27 protein-coding genes are annotated in these 26350 nt (G+C 64.3%); 12 read left to right on the top strand and 15 right to left on the bottom strand.

The genetic code is table 11. From position 1 onward, the window contains the following. Positions 1–146: 146 nt before the first annotated feature. From ACR9YP_RS40835 to napE, 6 genes are all read right to left on the bottom strand, one after another. Positions 147–1262 (bottom strand): ATP-dependent DNA helicase, encoded by a 1116-nt coding sequence (locus ACR9YP_RS40835; RefSeq protein WP_164934741.1) that lies wholly within the window; start codon positions 1260–1262, stop codon positions 147–149. Positions 1263–1350: 88 nt separating this feature from the next. Next, positions 1351–2004, bottom strand: a complete 654-nt coding sequence (locus tag ACR9YP_RS40830; RefSeq protein ID WP_474218749.1) for a NapC/NirT family cytochrome c — start codon at positions 2002–2004, stop codon at positions 1351–1353. Beyond that, positions 2001–2471, bottom strand: coding sequence for a nitrate reductase cytochrome c-type subunit (locus tag ACR9YP_RS40825; protein ID WP_438105646.1), 471 nt, complete (start codon positions 2469–2471; stop codon positions 2001–2003). The genes ACR9YP_RS40830 and ACR9YP_RS40825 overlap by 4 nt, the downstream gene beginning before the upstream one ends. Beyond that, positions 2468–4981, bottom strand: a complete 2514-nt coding sequence (napA, locus tag ACR9YP_RS40820; protein ID WP_438105645.1) for a nitrate reductase catalytic subunit NapA — start codon at positions 4979–4981, stop codon at positions 2468–2470. The genes ACR9YP_RS40825 and napA overlap by 4 nt, the downstream gene beginning before the upstream one ends. A gap of 17 nt (positions 4982–4998) precedes the next feature. Further along, on the bottom strand, positions 4999–5358 hold the full coding sequence (locus ACR9YP_RS40815) for a chaperone NapD (protein ID WP_438105644.1): 360 nt from the start codon (positions 5356–5358) through the stop codon (positions 4999–5001). 26 nt (positions 5359–5384) lie between these two features. Then, a complete protein-coding gene (napE, locus tag ACR9YP_RS40810) occupies positions 5385–5570 on the bottom strand; it encodes a periplasmic nitrate reductase, NapE protein (RefSeq protein ID WP_128936439.1) in 186 nt (61 codons plus the stop codon). Positions 5571–5832: 262 nt separating this feature from the next. Between napE and ACR9YP_RS40805 the strand changes: the two genes are divergently transcribed. After that, the gene (locus ACR9YP_RS40805; protein WP_438105643.1) at positions 5833–7038 is read left to right on the top strand and encodes an LLM class flavin-dependent oxidoreductase; all 1206 of its coding nucleotides are present in this window, start codon (positions 5833–5835) and stop codon (positions 7036–7038) included. Between the two features lie 216 nt (positions 7039–7254). Beyond that, positions 7255–7755, top strand: coding sequence for a septal ring lytic transglycosylase RlpA family protein (locus tag ACR9YP_RS40800; protein ID WP_438105642.1), 501 nt, complete (start codon positions 7255–7257; stop codon positions 7753–7755). 63 nt (positions 7756–7818) lie between these two features. On the opposite strand, the gene ACR9YP_RS40795 is transcribed toward ACR9YP_RS40800, so the two are convergent. Beyond that, positions 7819–8298 (bottom strand): DUF2269 family protein, encoded by a 480-nt coding sequence (locus ACR9YP_RS40795; protein WP_438105641.1) that lies wholly within the window; start codon positions 8296–8298, stop codon positions 7819–7821. Then, positions 8298–9569 carry an SDR family oxidoreductase gene (locus ACR9YP_RS40790; RefSeq protein ID WP_438105640.1) on the bottom strand — a complete coding sequence of 424 codons (1272 nt, stop codon included), beginning with the start codon at positions 9567–9569 and terminating at the stop codon, positions 8298–8300. The genes ACR9YP_RS40795 and ACR9YP_RS40790 overlap by 1 nt, the downstream gene beginning before the upstream one ends. Before the next feature lie 276 nt (positions 9570–9845). Here ACR9YP_RS40790 and ACR9YP_RS40785 point away from each other — a divergent pair, with 276 nt between their 5' ends. The 10 genes from ACR9YP_RS40785 to ACR9YP_RS40740 all read left to right on the top strand — a co-directional run bounded on the left by ACR9YP_RS40785 (position 9846) and on the right by ACR9YP_RS40740 (position 19070). Further along, positions 9846–10628, top strand: a complete 783-nt coding sequence (locus ACR9YP_RS40785; protein ID WP_438105639.1) for a helix-turn-helix transcriptional regulator — start codon at positions 9846–9848, stop codon at positions 10626–10628. A gap of 158 nt (positions 10629–10786) precedes the next feature. Continuing rightward, complete coding sequence (locus ACR9YP_RS40780; protein ID WP_438105638.1) at positions 10787–11653, top strand: L,D-transpeptidase; 867 nt, start codon at positions 10787–10789, stop codon at positions 11651–11653. Positions 11654–11742: 89 nt separating this feature from the next. Then, positions 11743–12906 (top strand): cytochrome P450, encoded by a 1164-nt coding sequence (locus ACR9YP_RS40775; protein ID WP_438105637.1) that lies wholly within the window; start codon positions 11743–11745, stop codon positions 12904–12906. Between the two features lie 526 nt (positions 12907–13432). Beyond that, a complete protein-coding gene (locus tag ACR9YP_RS40770; RefSeq protein WP_438105636.1) occupies positions 13433–14377 on the top strand; it encodes a sulfonate ABC transporter substrate-binding protein in 945 nt (314 codons plus the stop codon). Positions 14378–14415: 38 nt separating this feature from the next. Beyond that, the gene (locus tag ACR9YP_RS40765; protein ID WP_438105635.1) at positions 14416–15369 is read left to right on the top strand and encodes a sulfonate ABC transporter substrate-binding protein; all 954 of its coding nucleotides are present in this window, start codon (positions 14416–14418) and stop codon (positions 15367–15369) included. Then, positions 15366–16544, top strand: coding sequence for an FMNH2-dependent alkanesulfonate monooxygenase (ssuD, locus tag ACR9YP_RS40760; RefSeq protein ID WP_474218748.1), 1179 nt, complete (start codon positions 15366–15368; stop codon positions 16542–16544). Before ACR9YP_RS40765 ends, ssuD begins: the two co-directional genes overlap by 4 nt. After that, on the top strand, positions 16541–17347 hold the full coding sequence (ssuC, locus tag ACR9YP_RS40755) for an aliphatic sulfonate ABC transporter permease SsuC (RefSeq protein ID WP_212372598.1): 807 nt from the start codon (positions 16541–16543) through the stop codon (positions 17345–17347). Before ssuD ends, ssuC begins: the two co-directional genes overlap by 4 nt. A 20-nt stretch (positions 17348–17367) precedes the next feature. Beyond that, positions 17368–18204 (top strand): ATP-binding cassette domain-containing protein, encoded by an 837-nt coding sequence (locus tag ACR9YP_RS40750; protein WP_438105633.1) that lies wholly within the window; start codon positions 17368–17370, stop codon positions 18202–18204. A gap of 32 nt (positions 18205–18236) precedes the next feature. After that, on the top strand, positions 18237–18818 hold the full coding sequence (locus ACR9YP_RS40745) for a flavin reductase family protein (RefSeq protein ID WP_438105632.1): 582 nt from the start codon (positions 18237–18239) through the stop codon (positions 18816–18818). Between the two features lie 96 nt (positions 18819–18914). Next, positions 18915–19070: a hypothetical protein gene (locus ACR9YP_RS40740; RefSeq protein ID WP_008131268.1), complete on the top strand. Its 156-nt coding sequence runs from the start codon at positions 18915–18917 to the stop codon at positions 19068–19070. Positions 19071–19177: 107 nt separating this feature from the next. On the opposite strand, the gene ACR9YP_RS40735 is transcribed toward ACR9YP_RS40740, so the two are convergent. From ACR9YP_RS40735 to sciP, 7 genes are all read right to left on the bottom strand, one after another. After that, positions 19178–20326, bottom strand: coding sequence for a M20 family metallopeptidase (locus ACR9YP_RS40735; protein ID WP_438105631.1), 1149 nt, complete (start codon positions 20324–20326; stop codon positions 19178–19180). A 330-nt stretch (positions 20327–20656) separates the two neighbouring features. Continuing rightward, the gene (flbD, locus tag ACR9YP_RS40730) at positions 20657–22039 is read right to left on the bottom strand and encodes a sigma-54-dependent transcriptional regulator FlbD (RefSeq protein WP_474218747.1); all 1383 of its coding nucleotides are present in this window, start codon (positions 22037–22039) and stop codon (positions 20657–20659) included. 53 nt (positions 22040–22092) lie between these two features. Beyond that, positions 22093–22443 carry a flagellar motor switch protein FliN gene (fliN, locus tag ACR9YP_RS40725; RefSeq protein ID WP_091888362.1) on the bottom strand — a complete coding sequence of 117 codons (351 nt, stop codon included), beginning with the start codon at positions 22441–22443 and terminating at the stop codon, positions 22093–22095. A 3-nt stretch (positions 22444–22446) separates the two neighbouring features. Then, the gene (locus ACR9YP_RS40720) at positions 22447–23070 is read right to left on the bottom strand and encodes a FliH/SctL family protein (protein ID WP_370988278.1); all 624 of its coding nucleotides are present in this window, start codon (positions 23068–23070) and stop codon (positions 22447–22449) included. Continuing rightward, complete coding sequence (gene fliG, locus ACR9YP_RS40715) at positions 23070–24164, bottom strand: flagellar motor switch protein FliG (protein WP_128936423.1); 1095 nt, start codon at positions 24162–24164, stop codon at positions 23070–23072. The genes ACR9YP_RS40720 and fliG overlap by 1 nt, the downstream gene beginning before the upstream one ends. 45 nt (positions 24165–24209) lie before the next feature. Further along, complete coding sequence (fliF, locus tag ACR9YP_RS40710; RefSeq protein WP_474218746.1) at positions 24210–25823, bottom strand: flagellar basal-body MS-ring/collar protein FliF; 1614 nt, start codon at positions 25821–25823, stop codon at positions 24210–24212. 181 nt (positions 25824–26004) lie between these two features. Continuing rightward, on the bottom strand, positions 26005–26280 hold the full coding sequence (gene sciP / locus ACR9YP_RS40705; RefSeq protein WP_002714638.1) for a CtrA inhibitor SciP: 276 nt from the start codon (positions 26278–26280) through the stop codon (positions 26005–26007). Positions 26281–26350: the final 70 nt, after the last annotated feature.

The raw sequence follows: 26350 nt of genomic DNA, 5'->3' as shown, positions 1-26350 counted from the left end.
GGGGGCGTGTGGGACGCGAGACGCGCGCCTCATGCGCGGTCCCGTAGGGTGGGCAAAGCGAAGCGTGCCCACGATTCTTGATGCGTACTCAGAAAAATGGTGGGCACGGCGCTATGCGCCTTTGCCCACCCTACGGGACCGCAGCCTTAGACCACGATGCTCAGCCGTTTCGCCGCCCGCGTGATCCCGGTGTACAGCCACCGCGCCCTCGAGTCCTGAAACGCAAAGCTCTCGTCGAACAGCACGACGTCGTCCCATTGCGAGCCTTGCGATTTGTGCACGGTGAGCACGTAGCCGTAGTCGAACTCGTCATAGGGCTTGCGCTGCTCCCAGGCGATCTGCTCGATGCCGCCCTCGAAGCAGTCGGCACGTACCGAGACCTTCGTCACCTTGTGGCCGAAATCCTCGTCCGGTGACAGCCGCATGCTGAGGATGCGCGATTTCGAGCGCGAGGTGTTGCGCGACTTCACGCGCCACAGGCCGCCATTGAACAGGCCCTTCTTGCGGTTGTTGCGCAGGCACACCAGCTTGTCGCCGGCGACCGGGAATTGATCCTCGATGTTCTGGCGCTGGCGCACCCGCATGTTGTAGGCGCGTCGTGTGTTGTTGCGCCCGACCAGGACCTGGTCGGCGCCCATGACGCGATCGGGGTCGAGCTCCTTGCGGGAGACCACCTCGCTCTCGCCGTAACGGCCGATGTCGAGCTCGCGGCCCTCGCGAACGTCCATCGACATCCGCACGATCGGATCGTCCTGGGCCTGGCGATGCACCTCGGTCAGCATCGCATCCGGCTCCGAATTGGTGAAGAAGCCGCCGCCCTGGATCGGCGGCAGCTGCGCGGGGTCCCCTAACACCAGCAGCGGGCAGTCGAACGACATCAGGTCTCGGCCCAATTCGGCGTCGACCATGGAGCATTCGTCGATCACGATCAGCTTGGCCTTGGACGCCGGCGCGTCGTCCCACAGCTCAAAACTCGGCTGCTCCTCACCTGATTCGCGGGCGCGGTAGATCAGGGAGTGGATGGTGGAGGCATCGTCGCAACCCTTGTTGCGCATGACCAACGCGGCCTTGCCGGTGAAGGCGGCGAACTTCACCTCGCCGTCAACGCCCTCGGCGATGTGCCGCGCCAGCGTGGTCTTGCCCGTGCCGGCAAAGCCGAACAGGCGGAACACCGGCGGCGTGCCGCCCCGGCCGGGCTTTGCTTTGAGCCAATCGCCAACGGCCTTGAGCGCGGCGTCCTGATGCGGGGTGAATGTCGCCATCTCTGTCTTGAAGAAGGGCGAAATCGACCGATTCGCCATCCCCCAAAACTAACCATTCGCAGCGCCCGTTCAAGCCGGGCCGACCACCCTACTGCCAGCCGGGAACGCCGCGCATGTCGGGCAATTGATGGGCGATGCCCTTGTGGCAGTCGATGCAGGTCTTTTCCTTGGTGAACAGGAAGCGCTGGTGCGCCACCGAGGCCCGCGGCGATTGCTTGGTGATGTCCATGGAATCGGCGCTGTGGCAGTTGCGGCATTCTAGGGAATCGTTGGCCTTGAAACGCGCCCATTCATGCGCCGCGAGTTCGAGCCGGTGGTCGAGGAATTTCTCTCTTGTGTCGATCGTGCCAAAGATCTTGCCCCAGACCTCCTTGGAGGCCTGCATCTTGCGCGCGATCTTGTCGGTCCAGTTGTGCGGCACGTGGCAGTCCGGGCAGGTGGCACGCACGCCGGAGCGGTTGCTGAAATGGATGGTCGATTTCAGCTCGGCAAAAACGTTGTCCTTCATCTCGTGGCAGCCGGTGCAGAACTTCTCGGTGTTGGTGATTTCCAGCGCGGTGTTGAAGCCGCCCCAGAAGATCACGCCGGCCGCAAAGCCCGCCAGCACCAGCACGCCGAGCCCGAACACCGAACTCGGCCGGATCAGCACCTGCCAGAGTTCGAGCGCAAAATCCCAGCTGCGCGCGAGAAAGCCGCGCCTGGCCTTGCGCTCTGCATTGGAGTCATCAGCTGTCGTGGTCATCGGCGCCCACCGGGGCTGGCGCGCGACAGCAGCGTGTCGATGTCGGTGAAATCGTTGCTGACGGGCGGATTGGCGGTATTCTGCGGCACGTGGCATTCCGTACAGAAGAAGCGCCGCGGTGAGACCGAGCCCAGCAACTGGCCGTCACGGTCCATGAAGTGCGTGATCGAGACCATCGGCGCCTGCGATTCCGCGGTGCGCGCCCGCGCGTGGCAGGACAGGCACTTGTTGCCGTTGAGATCGACCTGGTAGCCATCGATCGTGTGGGGGATCACCGGCGGCTGCTCGGGATAGTTGCGCACCTCCCTCTCGGAAGTATTGCGGTTCGGCAGCATCGGCGGCGCCGGGCCCTCGTCGTTGAGCGGGGTCGGGCCGCGCAGGCCCGATGTCACCGTCTGCGCGGTCAGGGAGCTCGCGCCGGCCGCGATCGCGAGGGCGAGCAGGACGATTGCGGATCGTTTCATCATGACATGCTCACCCGCTCGATGCGCACGGCGCATTTCTTGAAGTCGGTTTGCAGCGAGATCGGATCGGTGGCGTCCAGCGTCACCTTGTTGATCAGCTTGGATTCGTCGAACCACGGCACGAACACGAGGCCGCGCGGCGGCCGGTCGCGGCCGCGCGTCTCGACGCGGGCGCGGATGAAGCCGCGGCGCGAGACCACCTTCACTTCATCCCCGCGGCGGAGCTTCGCCTCCTGCGCGTCGTCAGGATGCATGAAGCAGACGGCTTCGGGAAACGCCTTGTAGAGCTCGGGCACGCGGCGCGTCATGGTGCCGGAATGCCAGTGCTCCAGCACGCGGCCGGTGGACAGCCAGAACGGATACTCGTTGTCGGGCGATTCCGCCGGCGGCTCGTAGGGCAGCGCGAAGATGCGGGCCTTGCCGTCGGGATAGCCGTAGAACTGCACGTCAGTGCCCTGCTTGACGTAGGGGTCGCTGCCCTCGCGGAAGCGCCACTTCGTCTCCTGGCCGTTGACCACCGGCCAGCGCAGCCCGCGCTCGCGGTGATAGGCCTCGAACGGCGCGAGATCGTGGCCATGGCCACGGCCGAAGGTGGCGTACTCCTCGAACAGGCCCTTGTGGACGTAGAAGCCGAACGCCTTGGACTCGTCGTTGAGATAGCCGGGCTCGATGTCGGAGACCGGAAATTTGTCGACCTGGCCGTTCCGGTAGAGCACGTCGAACAGCGTCTTGCCGCGCACCTCCGGCTTCTTGGCGATCAGCTCCTCGGGCCAGACCTCCTCGATCTTGAAGCGTTTTGAAAATTCCATCAGCTGCCAGAGATCGGATTTCGCCTCGCCGGGCGCGGAGACGAGCTGATGCCAGAACTGCGTGCGCCGCTCGGCATTGCCATAGGCGCCTTCCTTCTCCACCCACATCGCGGTCGGCAGGATCAAATCGGCGGCAAGCGCGGTCACCGAGGGATAGGCGTCCGAGACCACGATGAAATTGTCGGGGTTGCGGAAGCCGGGATAGGTCTCCTCGTTGGCATTAGGCCCGGCTTGCAGGTTGTTGTTGACCTGCACCCAATAAGCGTTGATCAGGCCGTCCTTCAGCATCCGGCTTTGCAGCACGGCGTGCGCGCCGTTCTTGTCGGGAATCGTGCCCTCGGGCAGCTTCCAGATGTGTTCGGCGTGATCGCGATGCGCCTTGTTGGTCACGACCATGTCGGCCGGCAGGCGGTGCGAGAAGGTGCCGACCTCGCGCGCGGTGCCGCAGGCCGACGGCTGACCGGTCAGCGAGAACGGGCTGTTGCCGGGCGCGGAGATCTTTCCGGTCAGAAGATGGATGTTGTAGACAAGGTTGTTGCACCAGACGCCGCGGGTGTGCTGGTTGAAGCCCATGGTCCAGAACGAGACCACTTTTGTTTTTGGATCGGCGTAGAGCTCAGCGAGCGCCTCGAGGCGGTTCAGCGGCACGCCGGACATCTGCGCCGCCTTCTCCAGCGTATATTCCGAGACGAACTTGACGAACTCGTCATAGCTCATGTCCGTGGAATCGTTGGGTTTCGCCGCGCCGGTCGCCTTCTTCTGGAGCGGGTGCTCGGGCCGCAATCCATAACCAATGTCGGTCTGGCCGCGCTTGAACACCGTATGTGCGGCAACAAAATCCTTGTTGACGCGGCCGGTCTTGATGATGTGGTTGGCGATGGCGTTGAGGATGTAGAGGTCGGTCTGCGGCTTGAACACCATGCCGATGTCGGCGAGGTCGAACGAGCGATGCTCGAAGGTCGAGAGCACGGCGACGCGGACATGCGGCGCGGAGAGACGGCGGTCGGCCAGACGCGTCCACAGGATCGGGTGCATCTCCGCCATGTTGGAGCCCCACAGCACGAAGGCGTCGGTCGCCTCGATGTCGTCATAGCAGCCGGGCGGCTCGTCGATGCCGAAGGTGCGCATCATGCCGGCCACCGCGGAAGCCATGCAGTGACGCGCATTGGGATCGATGTTGTTGGTGCGGAAGCCGGCCTTGAACAGCTTTGAGGCTGCGTAGCCTTCCCAGATCGTCCACTGGCCGGAGCCGAACATGGCGACGCCGTTCGGCCCGCGCTTCTTAATCGCCTCCTTCCACTTCAGCTCCATGATGTCGAAGGCTTCGGTCCAGGTAACAGGCGTGAACTCGCCGTTCTTGTCATATTGGCCAGCCGTCTTGCGCAGCATCGGTTGCGTCAGGCGGTCATGGCCGTACATGATCTTGGAGAGGAAGTAGCCCTTGACGCAATTGAGGCCGCGATTGACCTCGGCCTTGATGTCGCCATGGGTGGCGACGATGCGATTGTCCTTGGTCGCGACCATCACCGAGCAGCCGGTGCCGCAGAAGCGGCACGCGGCCTTGTCCCACTTCATTTGGCTGTTGTTGCGCTCGGTGACGAGATTGGCGGCGAGCGCCGGAGCCGGCAGCCCGGCAGCAGCGGCCGCGATGGCGGCCGCCTCCAACTTCAGCATCTGGCGGCGGTCGAGCTTGGGCGATGTCATGATGGCTCTCCCGGCCTTTAGGCGGTTTCGATGGCGTGAAAGACCAGCGCGGCGGAATAAACGTTTGGCAGCGACTGGATGGTGTTGAGTAGGGTGCCGAGGCTGCCGGCATCGGGCGCTTCGGTCACGACAACGAGTTTGCCGCGCGCGTCGCGGCCATGGATCTCGCAGCCAGGCAGCGCGGTGATTTCGGCTTCGACCTCGGCGAGCCGCTCGGGCCGCGCCTGCACCAGGATGCTGGCGATCTCGCATCCCGGTGGCGGGATGATGCGCTCATCGCTGAGCACCCGGCCGGTGATCAGGGCACGGCGGTTGAGTGTGGCCTTGTTGAGTGAGGCTTTGTTGACTGAGGCTTTGTTCAGTGAGGCTTGGGCCATGATGCCTGCCTTTCGCTTCTTAGGGATCAATGCGGGGAGGGTGGCGGGCCGGGAGGGCCGGCGAACATCTGGTAGATCCAGACGCCGAGGCCGTAAGAGCCGACGGTCCCAACCGCGAGGACGGGCATCACGACCGCGGTCAGAAACAGGAAGGCGAAGATCTCCATGCGCTTACGGCGCACGCGGTCTGTCGTGTCGTCAGGGGCCGACATATTCGGACTCTCTGATAGGGATATGGGAAGCGAGACGGCATCCGGGCCGTTACCTGCCGGCACCTTAGGAGGATGAGGTCCAGTTACCTTGATTTGAATCAACGGCTCAGGGCGAGGGCATGTCGCACACAGCAAGCGTTAGCGTTGCGTTGATCCCGCGTCAGGCCGAGCGATGTCCGTATGACGGAATTGCTAGTCGGTGGACAGCGCCACCTCGCGCATTAAGATGCGCTTAACAAGAACAATGCGGGAGAGCGACGCCATGAAGTTCGGTATCTTCTACGAGCTGCAACTGCCACGGCCTTGGGTGGCCGGCGACGAACTCAGGCTCTACCAGAACGCGCTCTCGCAGATGGAGCTTGCCGACAAGCTCGGCTACGACCATGCCTGGGTGGTCGAGCATCATTTCCTCGAAGAATATTCGCATTCGCCTTCGCCGGAATCCTTTCTCGCCGCTGCAAGCCAGCGCACGCAGAAGATCAGGCTCGGCCACGGCATCCTCCAGCTTACGACCAACCATCCGGCACGCGTCGCCGAGCGCGTCGCGGTGCTCGATCTGCCCAGTAACGGCCGCTGTGAATTTGGCATGGGCGAGAGCGCGTCCATCACCGAGCTCACCCCGTTCAGCCGCGACATGGAGACCAAGAAGGAGGTGTTCGAGGAGGCCGTAGCCGCGATCTTCCCGATGTTCAAAGATGGCGGCAGCGAGCATCACGGCAAGTATTTCGACATCCCCTTGCGTAACGTCGTGCCGAAGCCAGTGCAGAAGCCGCATCCGCCCCTGTGGATGGCGTGCTCGCAACTGCCGACCATCGAGCGCGCCGGCCGCCACGGCTTCGGCGCGCTCGGCTTTCAGTTCGTCAGCGCCGATGCCGCGCATGCCTGGGTGCACGCCTATTACAACGCGATGACCAAGCGGCTCACCAAGCTCGCCGATTACGAGATCAATCCCAACATGGCGCTGGTCTCGTTCTTCATGTGCGCGAAGACCGACGAGGAGGCGCGTGCCCGCGCCGACGGCGCCACCTTCTTCCAGTTCGCGCTGCGCTTCTACGGCGCCTCGCAGAACCGCCAGCGGCCCGCGCCCGGCACCGTCAACATGTGGGACGAGTACAACAAGTGGAAGCGCGACAATCCGCAAGCGCAGGAGGCGGCCTTGCGCGGCGGCCTGATCGGCTCGCCCGAGACCATCCGCAGGAAGCTGAAGCGCTTCCAGTCTTCGCATATCGACCAGGTCATCCTGCTCAACCAGGCCGGCAAGAACAGCCACGAGCACATCTGCGAATCGCTCGAGCTATTCGGCCGCGAGGTGATGCCCGAGTTCCAGAACGATCCGGCGCAGGCGGCCTGGAAGCAGGGCGTGATGAGCGGCGAGATCAAGCTGGAAGAGATCGACACCCAGGCTTTTACGGATCGCTACGGCAAGCTCGCGATCAACGTCGCCCCGGTGAAGGCGGCCGCGGAATAGGCCGTTCGCTAAGTCATGTTGCTGACGCAATCTCTGTCTTAGTCGGTGACAACTTAAAACACTGCGTGGGAACCGCCCTGGTTCACACAACGGTTCCATAGCCAAGGGGTTGGCGCGAATCCGCAAAACATCGGCGCAAGTTTCGTGAACGCTTCCGCGTTCGCTTGCGCCTGTTTGCGGTGTCGGGAACCGGACGACGAAAAAATCACAGGAGTTATGATGCTGTTCCGCTCGAGCGCCGCAATTTGCGGCGCCCTGCTTGCGCTTGCCGTTTCTGTTACCGTTGCTCGAAGTGAAACGCGTGGGGGTCACTCAAATGCCGTCGTCGATGTCGATGCCATCTCTGGGAATGCGGTCGTAGGCGCCGCATCCATGTACAATCCATTCAAGCCCGGCAAGGAGGAGGGCGGTCCGCGCACAGCATCCGGCGAGCGTTATGATCCCTCTGCCTGGACGGCTGCCATCAAGACAAGCTTGCGCCGGAAATTTGGTGGGGTCCAATTTGGTGTGAGGCCGAAATATGCCCTCGTCGAGGCCGCAGGCAAGAAGGTCATCGTCAAGATCAATGACGTCGGACCACTCCGGCCCGGCCGCATCATTGACTTCAACGAGCGCACGATGCGCCATTTCGATCCAAGCCTGGAGCGCGGAGTCATTAAGGACGTGAGAGTCAGCCCGCTTTCAGGGGACGATTGGACACTGGGACCGGTGGGCTGAAAATCCCACGTGGAAGAGGCAGTGCACGTCCCGGACAGCGAGGCTCTGAAGAGACGCGTCAATCTAGTCCCAGTATGGAATAGCTGGGCGGGCGATCATCAGCCAGAAGATAGCCAGCACGGCTGCGAACGCCGGAAATCCGAAGGCGAACCACCGCCGGAAGAGACGGTCATATTCGGCGGGCAACTTGGCGTCGGTCTCGACCGCACGGACGGCAAGATCGCGCATTCGCATCTGCATCCACACCACCGGCAGCCAGAAGGCGCCGGTCACCACATAGAGTGCGATGGATGCCGCAATCCAGCCATCGCCAAGGGAATACCCGCCCGACCAGGCGAGCCATGTGCCGGTGATCGGCTGCAGGATCACGGCACTCGCCGTGAACAGGAAGTCGGCCAGCACGACCGTCCGCCCGACCCCCGCGATCTCGCGCGGGTCACCGCGTAGATGCGCCACCAGCATGAAGAAGGCGATACCGGCACCGGTGCCGAGCAGGACCGCAGCACCGATGATGTGCAGCATCTTCACAAGGAAATAGAGCATCAGCGATCCTCTCGGATCGCCATGGCGACCAGATTGAGCATCAGCACCGGCCAGATCTTCAGCATCGGCCCAAGTGGATCGGCCCACAGCCGCGGCACCAGTGTCGTACCGATCACGACATAGGTGAGCGAGATGATCAGTGCTGCCCACAGCCCATAGCGGCTCAAAGGCCGCCAAAGAATCGCAAGGCCAATGACGATGTCGGCGAGTGCGCCGGCGATGACGGTGAGAGCCGCGAATTGTTCTTGCAGCCTGCCTTCCCGGAGCAACGACATTCCAATTTCCCAGCCCGGGCCGAGCGAGATGATGCCTGTGGAGATCCAGAACAGGCCGAAGACGCCGAATACCAGCGGCTTGAGCACATAGAGCCGTGCAAACCAGCGTTCCTGCACCGAGGCGGGTTCGCGTGCGAGCGCGACTTCGAGATCGCGCGGCCTCATGCCGGTGACCTGACGCCAGGGCTCGGGATCACCGGTCGCGCCGCGCCGCATCTCGCCCTGTGCCGTCGCGTTGACCGGCGTTGCCCAGCCCAGCATCTGCGCAACGTCACCGGCGCGGTAGGCTGCCGAAGCCGCCCAGGAAGGCAGGTGCAGGCGGTAAGCCGGCCTCCAGCGCAGCCAAGAGCGAAACAGCGCGACCGCGTCGCTGAAGACCATCCGCCGCGGACCGGCCAGATCAAGCGCGAGGCGGGAAGGCGCGCCGGGTTGCAGGAAGAACACAACCGTGTCGACGACATCGTCGAGATGCACCGGTTGGATCGCCGCCGTGTCCGGCATGACCGGTAGAACCGGTAGTGACGCCAGCCCTCGCAACAGCGCGCTGCCACCATAGGCGGGCCGGCCCACCACGACCGAAGGCCGCAGCACGACCCAATCGAGGTCACGCGCCATCAAGGCGGCTTCGCCGTCCCGTTTGGTGCGAGAAAAATCGGTCCGGGCATCGCGATTGCTGCCGATCGCCGAGAACAGGATGACACGGCGGACGCCCGCGCTTTCGCAGGCCGCATAAAGCGCCGCGCTGCCGGCGACATGAACGCCTTGCATGTTCTGTCCCTGTAGCGCACCCGCCGCATTGATGACGGCATCGACGCCTGCAAGAAGGCTCTTCCATGTCGAAGCATCGGTGGTCCGAGCAACATCGAGGCTGATGTGGCGCGTATCGGGTGCCGCCGCATGACGCGACACCAATACGCATTCATGCCCTTCGGCGGACAGCCTGGCGTGGATTGCCGATCCAATAAGCCCCGTACCCCCAACGAGAAGGATGCGCATTACCGGGTCCTTCGGTTGGCGGCCCGGATACCGCAAACCGCTTCAAACTCTGATGATGCTGACGAATAAAGCCGGGCTGATGCGATCGTTCCTCGCGGCGGAACTGGTGAGCTCGCTGCAACCACCGCCTAGATTGCCGGCCGTTACCGCTTACGCTTCCGGGCCCATCGCGGACACAACATCGGCCTTGGTCCACGGCAGGTTTTGACCCCGTTGCAGCCTTTCGACCTATCGCAGTTGCTGGTAAAATCGGCACAAAGCGCTAGGGAGAGAACGATGCGGTCTCAGGCGGTGCCTGCACATCCAGCGGCTGGCGATGTCACGTCGGCGGTGCTCGCCATCGGCCGAGCCGATTTCCCGAACGTCCTGATCGATACGCTGCGGCGGCAGGCCGATGTCGGCCATTGCATGGTGTTCGCGCTGAGCCGCGCCGGCGCTGCGCGCTGCCTGCTCGATGCCGGCAACATCCCGATCGGCGGCGATCTCGGTGCCGCCTATGCCGGACAGTTTCACGAATCCGATCCCAACCGCGATGCGCTGTTCGAACGCGAGAGCGGCGCGCCGATCATGCTGCCCGCGTTCGCGCCGCGCATGTATGGGGCGCGCTACCGGAAAATCTTCTTCCAGGATTCCGGCATCGTCGACAAATGCGCGACCGCGATCTGGGTCGATGACACCTGCTTCTACGTCAATTTCTACCGCATCGCCGCGCAAGGCCGATTCAGCGCCGCGCAGCGCGAGCGGCTTCGGGCGATTGCACCGGCGATCGGCGCCAGCGTCGCCCGTCATTTTCAGCAGACCGCAACGCCCGATCAGACACTGGCCGCGTTATTCGCGAGCTGCGCTCCGCTCGCCGCTCTCACCCCGCGCGAGCAGGAGGTCTGCAGGCACATCCTCGCAGGCTACAGCTCCGAGGCGATCTCGAAAGGGCTCGGCATCAGCCTGCATTCGACCCTGACTTATCGCAAGCGCGCCTATGAGCGGCTTGGCATCTCCTCGCAGAATGAACTGTTCGCGATCGTGCTGCGCCTGCTTGCGGGGCCTCATGGCCTGAACTGAGGGGACTCTAAGTCCGCGATATCTATTTCCAAAGCGGATACGCCGAACAAGGATTCGGCGTTAACCATCGCAGACGGTTCCGATCTGAGCGACATCGCTTCGAAGTTTCTTAAATTTTGCTGGGTACCTCTTCCAGGCATAGTGACCTGGGGAAAGATATGGGTAAGCGGGCGAAACGTGGAAAGGCAGAGACGCTCGCGATACCAATGGTCGCGAGAGTCGCGATTGGCGTCGTGGCCGTCGCCGCATTGGGGTACGGTTTGCTGTCTCGCCCGACGAGCGTGCAACCGATACGAAAACCGGCCGCGCAACAAGCCCAGGCGTCGTCAACTCCGGTTTACGTGGCAACTCCCGTTCATGCATCAGCGCCGGCTCCGGCTCCGGCTCCGATTCCGGCCCCGGCGCCTCTGGCCGAACCACCAAAAGCTGCTGACGGTCCCGGAGCCCTTGTTCGGCAGGTGGTTGACTACGCCAGCCATCAGACGCCGGGCACCGTGATCATCGATACCGGAAACACTTTCCTTTATTTCGTTCTGAACGACAGGCAAGCGATGCGCTACGGCATCGGTGTCGGCCGCGAAGGTTTCACATGGTCCGGTGAACAGACTGTGGCCCGTAAAGCAGAATGGCCGGATTGGCATCCGCCTGCGGAGATGGTCTCGCGTCAGCCTTATCTGCCACGGTTCATGGCAGGCGGTCCCGGCAATCCGCTCGGCGCTCGGGCGATGTATCTCGGCGAGACCGAATATCGAATTCACGGCACCAACAAGCCCGATACGATCGGGAAGCGGGTTTCGTCCGGCTGTATCCGGCTGACCAATGAGGACGTCGTGGACCTTTATGAGCGGGTGAAGGTCGGGGCGAAAGTGATCGTGCTTCCGGCAACCGCTGCCCGCCGACCATCCCAGGGAGCGCCGTCCGACGCCGCTTTCCGGTTGCCGGACCCGGCATCGCCGTCGAAGCGGCCCTCGGCGGCTAACGCGCAGATGCCGTCATTTGGACCGAAGATCGCCGAGGCCCAGTAACTCAGTCCGTCCCTATCGCTAGGGACAGACGCCTGCCGCGGAGTTCGCTAGTCTGGCCTGGAACAAACGAGAATCCAGGGGAGACCGCCTTGAGCACCGCGCCGCGCATCGACATCGACCCTGATACATTCTGGGCCGACCCCTATCCGATGCTCGCGAAAATGCGCGAGGAGGCGCCGATCGCCTTCGTGCCGCAGCTCGGCTCGACGCTGCTGGCGAGCCGCGACGACATCTCGATTTCCGAGAAGCAGATCGACGTGTTCTCCTCGCACCAGCCCGCGGGCCTGATGAACCGGCTGATGGGCCACAACATGATGCGCAAGGACGGCGAGGCGCATCAGGTCGAGCGCCGCGCGATGTTTCCAACGGTGTCGCCGAAGACGGTGAAGGCGCATTGGACCGCGCAGTTCCAGGCCCATGCCGACCGCATCCTCGACGCGATCGAACCCGGGCGCATCGATTTCATGCGCGACTTCGCCTTGCCGTTCTCCGGCGAATGCCTGAAGTCGATCACCGGCCTCACCAATATCGGTTTCCAGGACATGGATGCGTGGTCGCAGGGCATGATCGAGGGCATCGCCAACTATGCCGGCGATCCCGCGGTCGAGGCGCGCTGCCATGCCGCGACGTCAGGCATCGACGCCGCGATCGACGACATCCTGCCGGTGATGCGCAGAAATCCCGACCGGAGCATCCTCAGCGTGCTCCTCGCCTCCGGCATGCCCATGGAAAGCGTGCGCGCCAACGTCAAGCTCGCGATCTCAGGCGGCCAGAACGAGCCGCGCAAAGCGATCGCCGGCACGGTATGGGCGCTGCTCACCCATCCCGACCAGCTCGATCTCGTGCGCAGGAGCGAGGTGTCCTGGCTCCAGGCGTTCGAGGAATATGCCCGTTGGATCTCGCCGATCGGCATGTCGCCGCGCCGCATCGCAAGACCCTGGAGCATCCGCGACGTGTCATTCGAGCTCGATGAGCGCGTGTTCCTGATGTTCGGCTCGGCCAATCGCGACGAGAAGCATTTTGAGCGTGCCGACCAGTTTGACGTAAGACGAGACACGTCGAAGAGCGTCGCCTTCGGCGCCGGCCCGCATTTCTGCGCCGGCGCCTGGGCTTCCCGCGCCATGATCGCCGACGTCGCGCTGCCGACCGTGTTCGCGCGCGTCAAGCAGCTCGAGATCGCCGATGACGAGCCGGCGCGGTTCGGCGGCTGGGCCTTCCGCGGGCTGCTCAATCTGCCGTTGAGATGGCATTAGACCGGCTGGTGCCTGCGCGAGTGTCAGCGGGATGGCATGCGCCCCTCGTACGTTCGGTGTCATCGCCCGCGAAGGCGGGCGATCCAGTACGCCGCGGCAGTTGTGTGAAGCATTGACGTCTCTGGAATACTGGATTCCCCGCTTTCGCGGGGAATGACAGCGGAGGTGGTGCATGGAGCTTCGCGCCACACGGCTCCTAGTCCGCGACGATGACATAATGCCACTGTTTTGCCCGACGCGTCAAACGAAGTTCGTAAAATAAGAAATCCGTGTTGAAGCAAGACCTTGGCTACTGTGCATGGGGTTGTTTTCGCACTTTCTTACCGGGTGCGTGCGATTGTCACATTCGCGTGCAGAAAAAATTCGCGTTGCATTCGCTTCCCCGATTGAAAGATTGATCATGCGCGCCGCCTCGCGCGCAGTGCTCGTATCGCTATTTCTCCGCACGTCTCGACACCTCCGATAAGTCGCACCATCATTCGAGAAACGCGAATGAAGGACGGCCGCGTGCGGCCGGGAGTGTTGAATGCAGCGTCGGGACTTTTTGAAGCTTTCCGTTGGAACTGCGGCCGCAGCGGCGTTCGCGTCCAACGCGCAAGGCGCGGTGAAGGAAATTCGTATCGGCTACCAGAAGACCGGCGTGCTGGTGATCGCGCGCCAGCAGGCCGCGCTGGAAAAACATTTCACGCCGCAAGGTATCGACGTGAAATGGATCGAGTTCTCTTCGGGCCCGCCGATGATGGAAGCCATGAATGTCGGCAGCGTCGATTTCGGCGCGGTCGGCGATTCCCCGCCGGTGTTCGCGCAGGCCGCGGGCGCCGCGATCGTCTATGCTGCGGGCCAACCCATCACCAACGGCCAGGGCATCCTGGTGCCGAAGGATTCGCCGATCCGCTCCATCGTTGATCTCAAGGGCAAGCGTATCGGCTTCACCAAGGGCTCCAGCGCCCACAACATCGTGGTGCAGACCCTGGAGAAAGTGGGTCTCACCTATGCCGACATCACGCCGGTCTATCTGACGCCGCCGGATGCCGGGCCTGCTTTTGCCAATGGCAGCATCGAGGCCTGGGCGATCTGGGATCCTTACTTTGCGATCGGCGAGACCAAGCAGGGTGGCCGCATCCTGATCAATTCGCGCGACGTCACCAGGACCAACTCCTTCTACATCGCCAATCGCGAATTCGCGAAGAACCACGGGGCGGTCCTGCAACAGATCGTCGATGTGACGACCGCGGTGGGTAAATGGGCCGAACAGCACCGCGACGAGGTCGCCAAATCGCTCGCCGCGATCACCGGCGTCCCGCTGGACATTCAGACCGTCGCGGCCAATCGCGCGAACTTCGTGGTCGGCCCGGTCACCGACGACATCGTCGCGACCCAGCAGGGCGTTGCCGACCGCTTCTACAAACTCGGCCTGATCCCGAAGCCGATCGTCATCCGCGACATCGTCTGGCGCAACCCGGCAGCCTGATCGTGCCGACCAGCCTTCCTATCCAAAAGGGTTTGAACATGAGGCGTATCATTCAGCGTCTGATCGCGGCCATCGTGCTGTCGATCGGCATCGTCGCCGCCGCCGTCGGCACCTCCTATGGTCAGGACAAGGTGGTCCGCATCGGCTACCAGAAATACGGCAAGCTGGTGCTGCTCAAGAGCAAGGGCACGCTGGAGCCGAAGCTCGCCGCCGACGGCTACAAAGTGGTGTGGACCGAATTCCCGTCCGGCCCGCCGCTGCTCGAAGCGCTCAATGTTGGCGCCATTGATTTCGGCAACACCGGCGAAGCCCCGCCGATCTTTGCGCAGGCCGCCGGCGCGCCAATCCAGTATGTCGCCTATGAGCCGCCGGCGCCGAAGGGCGAGGCGATCCTGGTGCCGAAGGACAGCACGCTGAAATCGGTCACCGACCTCAAGGGCAAGAAGGTCGCGCTCAACAAGGGCTCCAACGTCCACTACCTCCTGGTCAAGGCGCTGGAGAAGGCGGGCGTGAAATATTCCGAGATCGAGCCGGTGTTCCTGGCGCCGGCCGACGCGCGGGCCGCCTTCGAGCGCGGCGCGGTCGATGCCTGGGTGATCTGGGATCCGTTCCAGGCCGCGGCGGAGGCGGCCACGGGCGCGCGCACGCTCGCCGACGGCACCGGCATCGTCGCCAACTACCAGTTCTATTTCTCCTCCAAAAAATTCCTCGAAGCCGACCCGAAGATCGTCGACGCCGTGCTCGCCGAGCTCAGCACTGTCGACGATTGGGCCAAGGGCGACATCCATGCGGTGGCCGAGCAACTGGCGCCATCGATCGGTCTGTCGGTCCCCGTGGTCGAGGTCGCGTTGAAGCGGCAGGCCTACGGCATCAAGCCGATCACGGATGCCGTCATCGCCGACCAGCAGCAGGTCGCGGACGCGTTCGTCGCGCTAGGTCTGATCCCCAAGGCAATCAAGATTTCCGACGTGGCGCGCAAACCAGGAACATGAGCAGCACGATGAGCAAGCAAGCGAACGCCAACATCCTCTGGTTCCTGCCGACCCACGGCGACGGCCGTTATCTCGGCACCGGCATCGGCGGCCGCGAGGTCAACTTCAACTATCTGCGCCAGATTGCGCAAGCTGCCGATCAGCTCGGCTATTTCGGCGTGCTGCTGCCGACGGGGCGGTCTTGCGAGGATTCCTGGATCGTTGCCTCCAGCGTCGCGCCATTCACCGAGCGGCTGCGCTATCTCGTCGCCGTCCGGCCCGGCCTGCAATCGCCGAGTGTCGCCGCGCGCATGACGGCGACGCTCGATCGCATCTCGAACGGCCGGCTTCTCGTCAACGTCGTCACCGGCGGTGATCCCGTCGAGAACAAGGGCGACGGCATCTTCCTCGGCCATGACGAGCGCTACGAGGTCACCCGCGAGTTCCTCAACGTCTACAGCGACCTGCTCGCCGGAAAGATGGTCAATGTCGAGGGCAAGCACATCCATATCGAGGGCGGCAAGTTGCTGTTTCCTCCCGTGCAGTTGCCGCGTCCGCCGCTCTATTTCGGCGGCTCCTCGGATGCCGGCATCGACGTCGCCGTCGACACCGTCGACAAATACCTCACCTGGGGTGAGCCGCCGGCGCTGGTGGCCGAGAAGATCGCGAAAGTGAGGGATGTCGCCGCCGCGCGCGGGCGAAAACTTTCCTTCGGCATCCGCCTTCACGTGATCGTCCGCGAGACCAATGAAGCGGCCTGGCGCGCCGCGAGCGAGCTGATCAAGCATGTCAGCGACGACACCATCGCGCTGGCGCAGAAGAACTTTGCCCGCATGGACTCCGTCGGCCAGCAGCGCATGGCGCAGCTCCATGGCGGCAAGCGCGACCAGCTCGAGATCGCGCCGAACCTGTGGGCCGGTGTCGGCCTCGTGCGCGGCGGCGCCGGCACCGCGCTGGTCGGCGACGCCCAGACCGTCGCGGCGCGGATCAGGGAGTATCAGGATCTCGGCATCGATACCTTCATCATGTCGGGCTATCCGCATCTGGAGGAAGCCTATCGCTTCGCCGAGCTGGTGTTCCCGCTGCTCGCGCTGGAGCAGCCCTCGAACGTGACGAAGCTGCACTTCAACGGCGGTCCCTTCGGCGAAACGGTCGGCAGCGATTTCCGTCCGCAGCATCGGGTGTCGCAGTCATGAGCCTGATCGACAGCATTTCGCTCCCGCGCAGCATTCGTTTGCCGCGGGTCGACGGCCTGATCCAGTGGATCGTGCCGCTCGCCATCATCGCGATCTGGCAGGTCGCGAGCGTCACTGGCTTCGTGCCGACGCGGGTGCTGCCGGCGCCAAGCGACGTCGTGCTCGCAGGCTGGAAACTGCTGCTCTCCGGCGAGCTCGTCCGCAACATCTGGGTCTCGTTCTGGCGTGCCTCGATCGGCTTCCTGATCGGTGGCAGCATCGGTTTCGCGTTCGGGCTCGCCAACGGCCTGTCGCAGCTCTCGGCAAAGCTCACCGACACCACGCTCCAGATGGTGCGCAACGTGCCGCATCTGGCGCTGATCCCGCTGGTCATCCTGTGGTTTGGCATCGACGAGAGCGCAAAGCTGTTCCTGGTGGCGCTGGGCGTGTTCTTCCCGATCTATCTCAACACGCTGCACGGCATCCGCACGGTCGACCCGCAGCTGATCGAGATGGGCCGCATCTACGGCATGACCGACGGCGAATTGTTTCGCCGGGTGATCTTCCCGGGCGCGCTGCCCTCGATCTTCGTCGGCATCCGCTTCGCGCTCGGAATCATGTGGCTGACGCTGATCGTCGCCGAGACCATCGCGGCCTCGTCGGGCCTCGGCTACATGGCGATGCAGGCGCGCGAGTTCATGCTGATCGACGTCGTCGTGCTCTCGATCCTGATCTACGCCCTGCTCGGCAAGCTCGCCGACAGCGCCTCCCGCGTGCTGGAGCGCCTGACACTCTCCTGGCACCCCGCCTTCCAGAAACGTTGAGCAGAAATACTGGGAATCCCATGCAGACAGCGCTTCGTACCTCTCTTCCGAAAACCGAGCTCGCCAGCCGCGCCAATTTCGCGCCGCACGCCCGTGTGGTGCGCGAGGAGCGCCCGACGACGACCGCCGGCCTGCCGCTCAGCATCCGTGGCTTGCGCAAATCCTTCGGCGACAACGAGGTGCTGCGCGGCATCGATCTGCACATCCCCGCCGGCCAGTTCGTCGCCATCGTCGGCAAGAGCGGTTGCGGCAAGAGCACGCTGCTGCGCCTCATCGCCGGCCTGGAGAAGATCGATGCCGGCAGCATCAGCTTTGGCCAGGATATCCAGCCCGAGGACATCCGCGTCATGTTCCAGGAGCCGCGGCTGCTGCCCTGGGCGCGCGTGCTCGCCAATGTCGAGGTCGGCCTTGGTCGCGATCGCGTCTCCGGCGATGCGCATGCGCGCGCCGAGAAAGCCCTGGGAGAGGTCGGGCTGGCCGACAAGCGCGATCAATGGCCCTCGGTGCTGTCAGGCGGCCAGAAGCAGCGCGTCGCGCTTGGCCGCGCGCTGGTCTCCCGCCCGCGCGTGCTCGCCTTCGACGAGCCGCTCGGCGCGCTGGACGCGCTGACCCGGATCTCGATGCAGCGTCTCTTGGAGCGCGTCTGGCGCGACCAGGGCTTTACCGCGATCCTGGTGACCCACGATGTCGCCGAAGCCGTCGCGCTGGCAGACCGCGTGCTGGTGATCGAGGACGGCCGGATCGCCCATGACGTCACGGTTAACGCGGCCCGGCCGCGGCAACGCGGTTCGGCCGAGCTTGCGGGCCTCGAAGGCTCGATCCTGAGCCACCTGTTATCGGCGGACGATCGTACCTAAATACAGGGAACCCCGCTTCGGGGAGCAACGCCATGAATGTAGTGCCCCGCGATCTCATGACCGAAATCCCCGTCTCGTCCGCCGATTTCCGCGGCGCCATGCGCCACCTCACCGGCGGCGTCAGCGTCATCACTGCCGGGCGGGGCAGGGACATCACCGGCATGACGGTGACCTCGGTGACCTCGCTATCAGTCGAACCGCCGACACTGCTGGTCAGCATCAACAGGGACGCCTCGTCCTTTCCATTGATCCGCCGCCACAGTGCCTTCGGCGTGAACATCCTCAATGCCGACCAGCTCGATGTCGCCGAACGTTTTGCCGGCAAGGGTGGACTGAAGGGCGCCGACCGCTTTGCAGGCGCCCAATGGGTGACATCCGTCTCGGGTGTTCCGCTGCTGGTGGGCGCGCTCTCGGCGTTCGACTGCGAGGTCGAGGAGATCATCGAGCGTCACTCGCACGGCATCGTCATCGGCCGTGTCAGGGATATCAGGAGCTCGACCCGCACCGCCGCGCTGGCCTATTGGCATGGGCAATATGTGGCAGTCGACCAGGACGAAGACGCGGCCAGGCTCGCCGACGTCAGCGTTCCCGTGCGCGCCCGGCGCGGCATTTGATCGCCGCTGGCTGTCGGCGCAGAGGCTGGTCTTTTCCCCGTCATCGCTCTAGAAGCGCCCTCAGCCTTCCCGCCGGAACGGCAATGGAGCGGATGGATGAAGCGCGTCGCGACCTGGGCCTTCTACGCTATCGGCGCGCTCGCGATCGCCTATCTCGCGCTCTACGCCTATGCGATGTTCAGCGGCCAGCCGATCGTGCCGGGCGACCCCATCCATATCTTCCGCAAGCCCGACGCGCCGAGTTATTCGTGACGGTCTCGTAGGGTGGGTTAGCGAAGCGTGCCCACCACTTCTATCCAGCGAAGACAAATGGTGGGCACGGCGCAAGTGCGCCTTTGCCCACCCTACGGCACCTGCGTTCACCCCCGTAAAATCGCCAGTGCCAGCGCCTGTGCGCGCGGCACGATGCTGTCGAGCTCGAGATATTCCTCCGGCGTGTGCGCGAGCCCGCCGACCGGTCCGAGGCCGCAGATGGTCGGCGTGCCCACGGCGGCGGTGAAGCCGGAATCGGCGCAGCCGCCCGAGAACTCGCCCTGGAGCGTGGTAAGGCCGACCTTTCTTGCGGCGGCCTGATAGCCTTCAAACAGCGCCCTCGACTCCGCGCTCTGCACCACCGGTACGAACTCGCCCTTGATCGTCAGCGTCGCGCTGGTGCCCGGCACGTAGGACGTCGCGACGATCTGCTCGATCGCGGCCATCACCGTCGCGCGGTCTGCGGGATCGACATAGCGCAGGTCGATCTGGCCTTCCGCGTAAGGCGCCGTGGTGTTGACGGATTGCCCGCCCGAGACCAGGCCGACATTGAGCGTGATGCCCTTGTCGAGATTGGTCAGCGCGTGGATCTGCACGATCTTGTGCGCGAGCTCGCCGATCGCGCTGACGCCGGCGGCGAAATTGGCGCCGGAATGCGCGGCTTTGCCGGTGATGGCAAGATGCATGAAGATGCCGCCCTTGCGCCCCGTGACGACGTTCCCGGTGGGGCGGCCCGGCTCGGAATTGAACACGGCGCGCGCGGCGCGTCCTTCGCGCTCGATCACCGGCCGCGAGGAGGGCGAGCCGATCTCCTCGTCCGAGGTGATCAACAGCTTGATCGGGTGCGGATTGCCGCCGAATTTGTGGAAGGCGGTCGCCACGAACACGTTCATGACGAGCCCGGACTTCATGTCGGCAACGCCGGGTCCATAGGCGCGGCCATCTCGAATCGTGAATGGACGCCGTCCGGCCTCGCCCTTGCCGAACACGGTGTCGCGATGTCCCATCAACAGCACCGGCTTCTCATTGCTGCCGGGCTTTGCGACCTCGGCATGGATGGCGTCGCCAAACGTGCCGTGGCTTTCGCGCCGGAACGGAATGCCGTGCTCGGCAAAATGCCGCTCGAACCGCGCACCGACCGCATCGACGCCTTCCTTGTCGTAGGATCCGGAATCGATGTTCACGACATCGCGGAGCAGATCGATCATCGCCTGCCGCTGCGCCGCCAGCCAGTCCGTGATTTGAGCTTCAGACATGTTTATCCCCGTGTGGTTCTCACGGGGGTTATAGAGCCTCGCGCTGGCGCGACCTAGTCGCCGGATGCGGTGCGGCCATGTTGCGTGCTGCGGATTGGGACGCGTAGTGCCTCCTTAGTGTCGTCCTGGCGAAAGCCAGGACCCATACCGCGGAACCTCTCGAGTATGGGCGGTAGGTGTACCGGACGACTAATCTTCGCCAAACCCCACCTTGGGGTAATGGGTCCCGGCCTTCGCCAGGACGACACTGAGAGTGCGGCGCAGGTTGCCTTGAAAACAAAATGCCCGGGCCAAGCCCGGGCATCTGCATTCTCAATCAGCGCGGCCGCCTCACGCCCCGATCGGCACGCGCGGATATTCACCCGGCGTGCCCGCGGGCGGGATCGGGATGCCGCCGTCGGCGTATTCGTTGAGCTTGTTGCGCAGCGTGCGGATCGAGATCCCCAAGATATTGGCGGCATGGGTGCGGTTGCCGAGACAGTGCTTCAGCGTCTCCAGGATCAGGTCGCGCTCGACATCGGCGACGGTGCGCCCCACAAGCGCGCGCGTCACCTGCTCGGCGGCCATGGTCGCATGCGCCACCACCGGCGCGGTCTTGGCGAGGTCGAGGCGGTCGCCGTCGGGCGTGATGATCGCGTCGAGGCCGATCTCGTCGCCCTGCGCCATCAGCACGGCGCGATGCATGGTGTTTTCGAGCTCGCGAACGTTGCCCTGCCAGCGGTTGCTGGAGAGCACGCGGCGCGCCTCCGCCGAGATCGGGCGCAGCGGCACGCCGTTGGCCTCGGCATATTTCTTCACGAAGTGCTGGGCGAGCTCGAGGATGTCGGCGGGGCGCTCGCGCAGCGGCGGGATCTTCAGGTTCACGACGTTGAGGCGGAACAGCAGATCCTCGCGGAACGTGCCTTCGCGCACGGCTTCAGCGAGGTTGCGGTTCGAGGTCGCGATGATGCGAATGTCGACGGCGACCGGCTTGGTGCCGCCGACGCGGTCGATCACGCGCTCCTGGATGGCGCGGAGCAGCTTCGATTGCAGGCGGACGTCCATCTCCGAGATTTCGTCGAGCAGCAGCGTGCCGCCGGTCGCTTCCTCGAACTTGCCGATGCGGCGGGCGATCGCACCGGTGAAGGCGCCCTTCTCGTGGCCGAACAGCTCGGACTCCAGCAGATGCTCGGGGATCGCGGCGCAGTTGATCGAGATGAACGGACGCTTGGCGCGTGCCGAGCGGGTGTGGACGTAGCGGGCCAGCACTTCCTTGCCGGTGCCGGACTCGCCGGTGATCATCACCGAGGCATCGGAGCCCGCGATCTGCTGGGCGAGCTTGATCACCCTGGCCATCGCCTCGTCGCGATAGACCAGCTCGCGGGAATCATTGGCAACGGCAGCCAGCACCGCGGCGATCAGCTCGGGATCCGGCGGCAGCGGGATGTATTCCTTGGCGCCGGCATGGATCGCGGCGACCGCGGCGCGGGCATCGTTGGTGATGCCGCAGGCGACGATCGGAGCGTGGATGTGCTCGGCTTCCAGCCGCATTACGAGGTCGCGGATGTCGAGCGCGACGTCGACCAGCAGGAGGTCGGCACCCTTGCCGCCGCGCAAGACGCGCATCGCCTGCTCGTGATCCTCGGCATGGGTCACGGTGGCGCCGTTCTCCATCGCGATCTTGGTGGCGGTGGTGAGCTGGCCCTTCAATGTGCCAACGATGAGAAGCCGCATGTCAGTCTCCTGTCCGTCTGGTCGCGCTGTTGCGCGTCATTCCCGTGTATTCGCTAGCCGCGTTCGGTCTTGATGATTTCGGTCATGGTCACGCCGAGCTTGTCCTCGACCAGCACCACCTCGCCGCGGGCGACGAGACGGTTGTTGACGTAGATGTCGATGGCCTCGCCGACGCGGCGGTCGAGCTCGAGCACGGTGCCGGGCCCGAGCTTCAACAGCTCGCCGACATCCATCTTGGAGCGGCCGAGCACGGCCGAGACCTGCACCGGCACGTCGAACACGGCTTCGAGGTCGGCGGCGACGCGCGCCGCATATTCGTCCTCGTTGTAGCCGACGTCGGTGCCGGCAGGCGGCATCGGGCCGTTGAGATCGGGCAGCGGGACCTGTCCGTCGGTGTCGCTCATGGCTTAATTCCCCCTGCGGGACGCGATATAGCGTCCGACCATGTCGTCGATCTTGGCCGCGATGGCGCCGCGCTCCAGCACGACGCCGCCATCGGCCCATTCGATCCGGCAGTCGCCGGTGGCAATCTCCGGCTCGGCCAGGATCACCAGCCGGCCTTCGAAGCCGCTCTGCTTGGCGAGCCGCTCGATCTTGTCGCGCGCAGCGTCATAGAGCGCGTCGTTGATGCGGACGACGAGATGCGGCGTCGCGACCAGATGCGAGAAGCAGTCCTTGACCAGCGCGACGATCTCGCCGAGCGGCTCGGCGGCGACCAGATCGGCGCACAGCTTGCGTGCCACCGCGACCGCGACGTCGACCGCCTCGGTCTCCATCTTGGACTCGATGTTGCCGATGCTGGAGGCGATGCCCCGGATCGCGATGTTGATCTCCTCCATGGCGAGCGCGACGCGGCGGTCGCTCTCGGCCTTGGCCTCGCGCTGGCCCGCGGCAAAGCCGTCCTGATAGGCGCGTGCCTCGGCTTCCGCGACCTTCTGGGCGATCTCGGCCGCCGTCGCGGCCTTCTCGCGCGTCGAGCGCTCGGGTGCGGCGAAGTCGGTATCGAACAGGAATTTTGCCGGAGCGCCCATCAGTACACCAGCTCGTCGTCGGCGCGGTTCTTGGTCAGCATGATCTCGCCCTTGGCGGCGAGGTCCTTGGCGAGGTTGACGAGCAGCGCCTGGGCCTCGTCGACGTCGCGCAGGCGCACCGGGCCCATCGCCGCCATGTCGTCCTGCAGCATCTTGGCCGCGCGCGAGGACATGTTGCCGAAGAAGAAGCTGCGGACGTCCTCGTTGGCGCTCTTGAGCGCGACACCGAGCTTGTCCTTGTCGACGTTGCGCATCAGGGTCTGGGCCGAGCCGGAATCCAGCTTGACGAGGTCGTCGAAGGTGAACATCAGCGCCTTGATGCGCTCGGCCGATTCCCGGTTCTCCTCTTCCAGCGAGGTGATGAAGCGGGTCTCGGTCTGGCGGTCGAAATTGTTGAAGATTTCCGCCATCACCTCGTGGGCGTCGCGACGGCGGGTCTGCGACAGGTTGGACATGAACTCGGTGCGCAGCGTCTTCTCCACGCTCTCGATCACCTCCTTCTGCACGGCTTCCATCTTCAGCATGCGGTTGACGACGTCGAGCGCGAGCTCCTCCGGGAAGATGCCGAGCACGCGCGCGGCGTGCTCCGGCTTCAGCTTCGACAGCACCACCGCGATGGTCTGCGGATATTCGTTCTTGAGATAGTTTGCGAGCACCTCTTCCTGCACGTTGGAGAGCTTCTCCCACATGTTGCGGCCGGCGGGGCCGCGGATCTCGTCCATGATGCCGTTGACGCGCTCCGGCGGCAGGTATTGCTGGAGCAGCCGCTCGGTGGCGTCGAAATTGCCCATCAGCGCGCCCGAGGCCGACATGCGCGAGACGAATTCGAGCAGCATGTCCTCGACGGTGTCGACCTCGACGGTGCCGAGTGTCGACATCTCAAGCGAGAGCTGGCGCACCTCGTCGTCGTCGAGCAGCGACCAGATCTTGCCGCCATATTGCTCGCCCAGCGCCAGCATCAGGATCGCGGCACGCTTCGGCCCGCCCAGCGCGGCGGTCTTGGCGCCGCCCGCGCGGTTGCCGGCGCGCTGACCGAGCGTGGAGATCACGCTGGTGATGTCGTTGGAGTTGGCGTTTTGCAAATTGGCGGCCATGTCAGATCACTTCTTGATTCACTTGGCAAAGTTACTTGGCTTGGGTTATTTCGCGGGTTCGGTCAGCCACTGGCGGATGATGGCGACGGTTTCGTTGGGGTTGCGCTCGGCGAGCTCGCCGACGCGATGAACGGACTGGGCGTGGACCTGGCCCTGGATGGTGGCGACGTCGATGGCGCTGGCGGCGCCGCCCGGCAGCAGCGGCTGGCCGGTGGCGGGTGCGGCCTCTTCCGAAGCGGAGGGGCCCATCAGCACACCGGAGATAGCGGCGGCGACTTCATCGGAGGCGAGAATGCGCTTGACCAGCGGGCGGATCACCAGGAACAACACGACCAGGCCGAGCAGCATCATCACGCCGAGCTCGACGAAGTACATGACGTCGTCCTTGGTGAACTGGAGCATGCCGAGGAAGCCGCTAGGCTCGCCGATCGGAGCGGTGGAGGGCGCGTCGGCGAAGCGAAGATTGACGACCTCGACCTGGTCGCCGCGCTTCTGGTCGAAGCCGATCGCCGAGCGCACCAGCGCGGCGATGCGGTCGAGCTGCTCCTTGGTGCGGTCCTGATAGGCCAGCTCGCCCTTGTCGTTCTTGGAATAGATGCCGTCGACCAGCACCGCGACCGAGATACGGTTGACGCGGCCGGCCTCGGTCACCTCGGTCTTGGTGGTGCGGGAGATCTCGTAATTGTTGGTCTCTTCGGTCTTCTTGCTCTGGTCCTTGGCCGCGACGCCGTTGTTCTGCTGATTGCCGGGCAGCTCGTTGTTGACGGTGACCTGGCCGTTGTTGTCGGCGGTCATGCTCTGCTCTTCGCGGGTCTGGCTCGAGCGCAGCACGCGGCCTTCGGGATCGAACTTGTCCGAGGTCTGGGTGACCTTGTTGAAGTCGAAATCGGCGGAGAGCTGTACGCGGGCGCGGCCGGAGCCGACCACGGAGGAGACGATGTCCTCGACCTGCTTGCGCATCCGCTTCTCGAAGGCGATGCGGCGCTCGTCGCCGACCGCCTGCTCCGGATCGGTCGCGGCGCCGTCGGCGAGCAGCTGGCCGGCTTCGTCGACGATCGAGACCCGCTGCGGCTTCAGCCCATTGACGGCGGAGGCGACGAGGTGGCGGATGGCGCGGATTTGCTGGGCTTCCAGCGAGCCGCGGACGCGGACCACGATCGAGGCCGACGGCTCCGGCGCCTCGCGCGCGAACAGCGGGCGCTCGGGCAGCACCAGGTGGACCCGGGCGGCCTGGATGCGGTCGATGGCGCGGATGGTGCGGGCGAGCTCGCCTTCGAGCGCGCGGAGGTGATTGATGTTCTGGACGAAGGAGGTGGTGCCGAGCGCGTCCGACTTGTCGAACACCTCGTAGCCGACGCCGCCGCCCTTGGGCAGGCCACCCTCGGCAAGCTTCATCCGCAGGCGCGTGACCTTGTCCTTGGGCACCATGATGATGGAGCCCTCGTTGCGGATCTCGAACTGGATGCCCTGGCGCTCCAGGTCCTTGATGATGCCCGAGGAATCCTCGACACTGAGGTCGGTGAACAGCGTCGTCATCTGCGGCGTGGTGACGCGCATGATGACGAACGCGAAGAAGCCGATGAGCGCGGCGGTGACCGCGATCATCGCCCCGAATCGGGCGGCCCCGATACCTTTCAGGAAGTCGACCAGACCTTGCAAGCAACCGCCCCAACAGATTCGGCCGCTTTCACTGGAAAGGCCGAGTGGGCAATTATTGCCTAGGTGATGGTTTCGATATGGTTAACGACGGTTAAGAGGTCCGACAAAAGTTAACACGATGAAAAATCGGCCCCGCAGGGCGAGGCCGATTTTCGTCAAAAGCTGCAGATTTCCGGATCGCTTACTGGCGATATTGCTGGATGCGGGTGGTGCGAAGACCCGCCAGACCGTGCTGGTCGATGGAAAACTGCCAGGAGAGGAATTCGTCGACCGTCAGGGTATAACGGCTGCAGGCCTCCTCAAGGGAGAGAAGTCCTCCGCGCACAGCGGCGACGACTTCGGCCTTGCGGCGGATGACCCAGCGTTTGGTGCCGGGTGCAGGCAGATCCGCGATCGTCAACGGACTGCCGTCCGGCCCGATGACGTATTTTACCCTCGGGCGATGGGGTTCTGTCATGGCGTACTCACAAACTCTCAACCACTGAACTCACGCCGTAACCCTACGCCCCGCGGCTTAAAAATCCGCT

It is taken from the genome of Bradyrhizobium sp. BR14999 (genome assembly GCF_056106085.1).
This window is presented reverse-complemented; position numbering and strand designations above follow the sequence as displayed.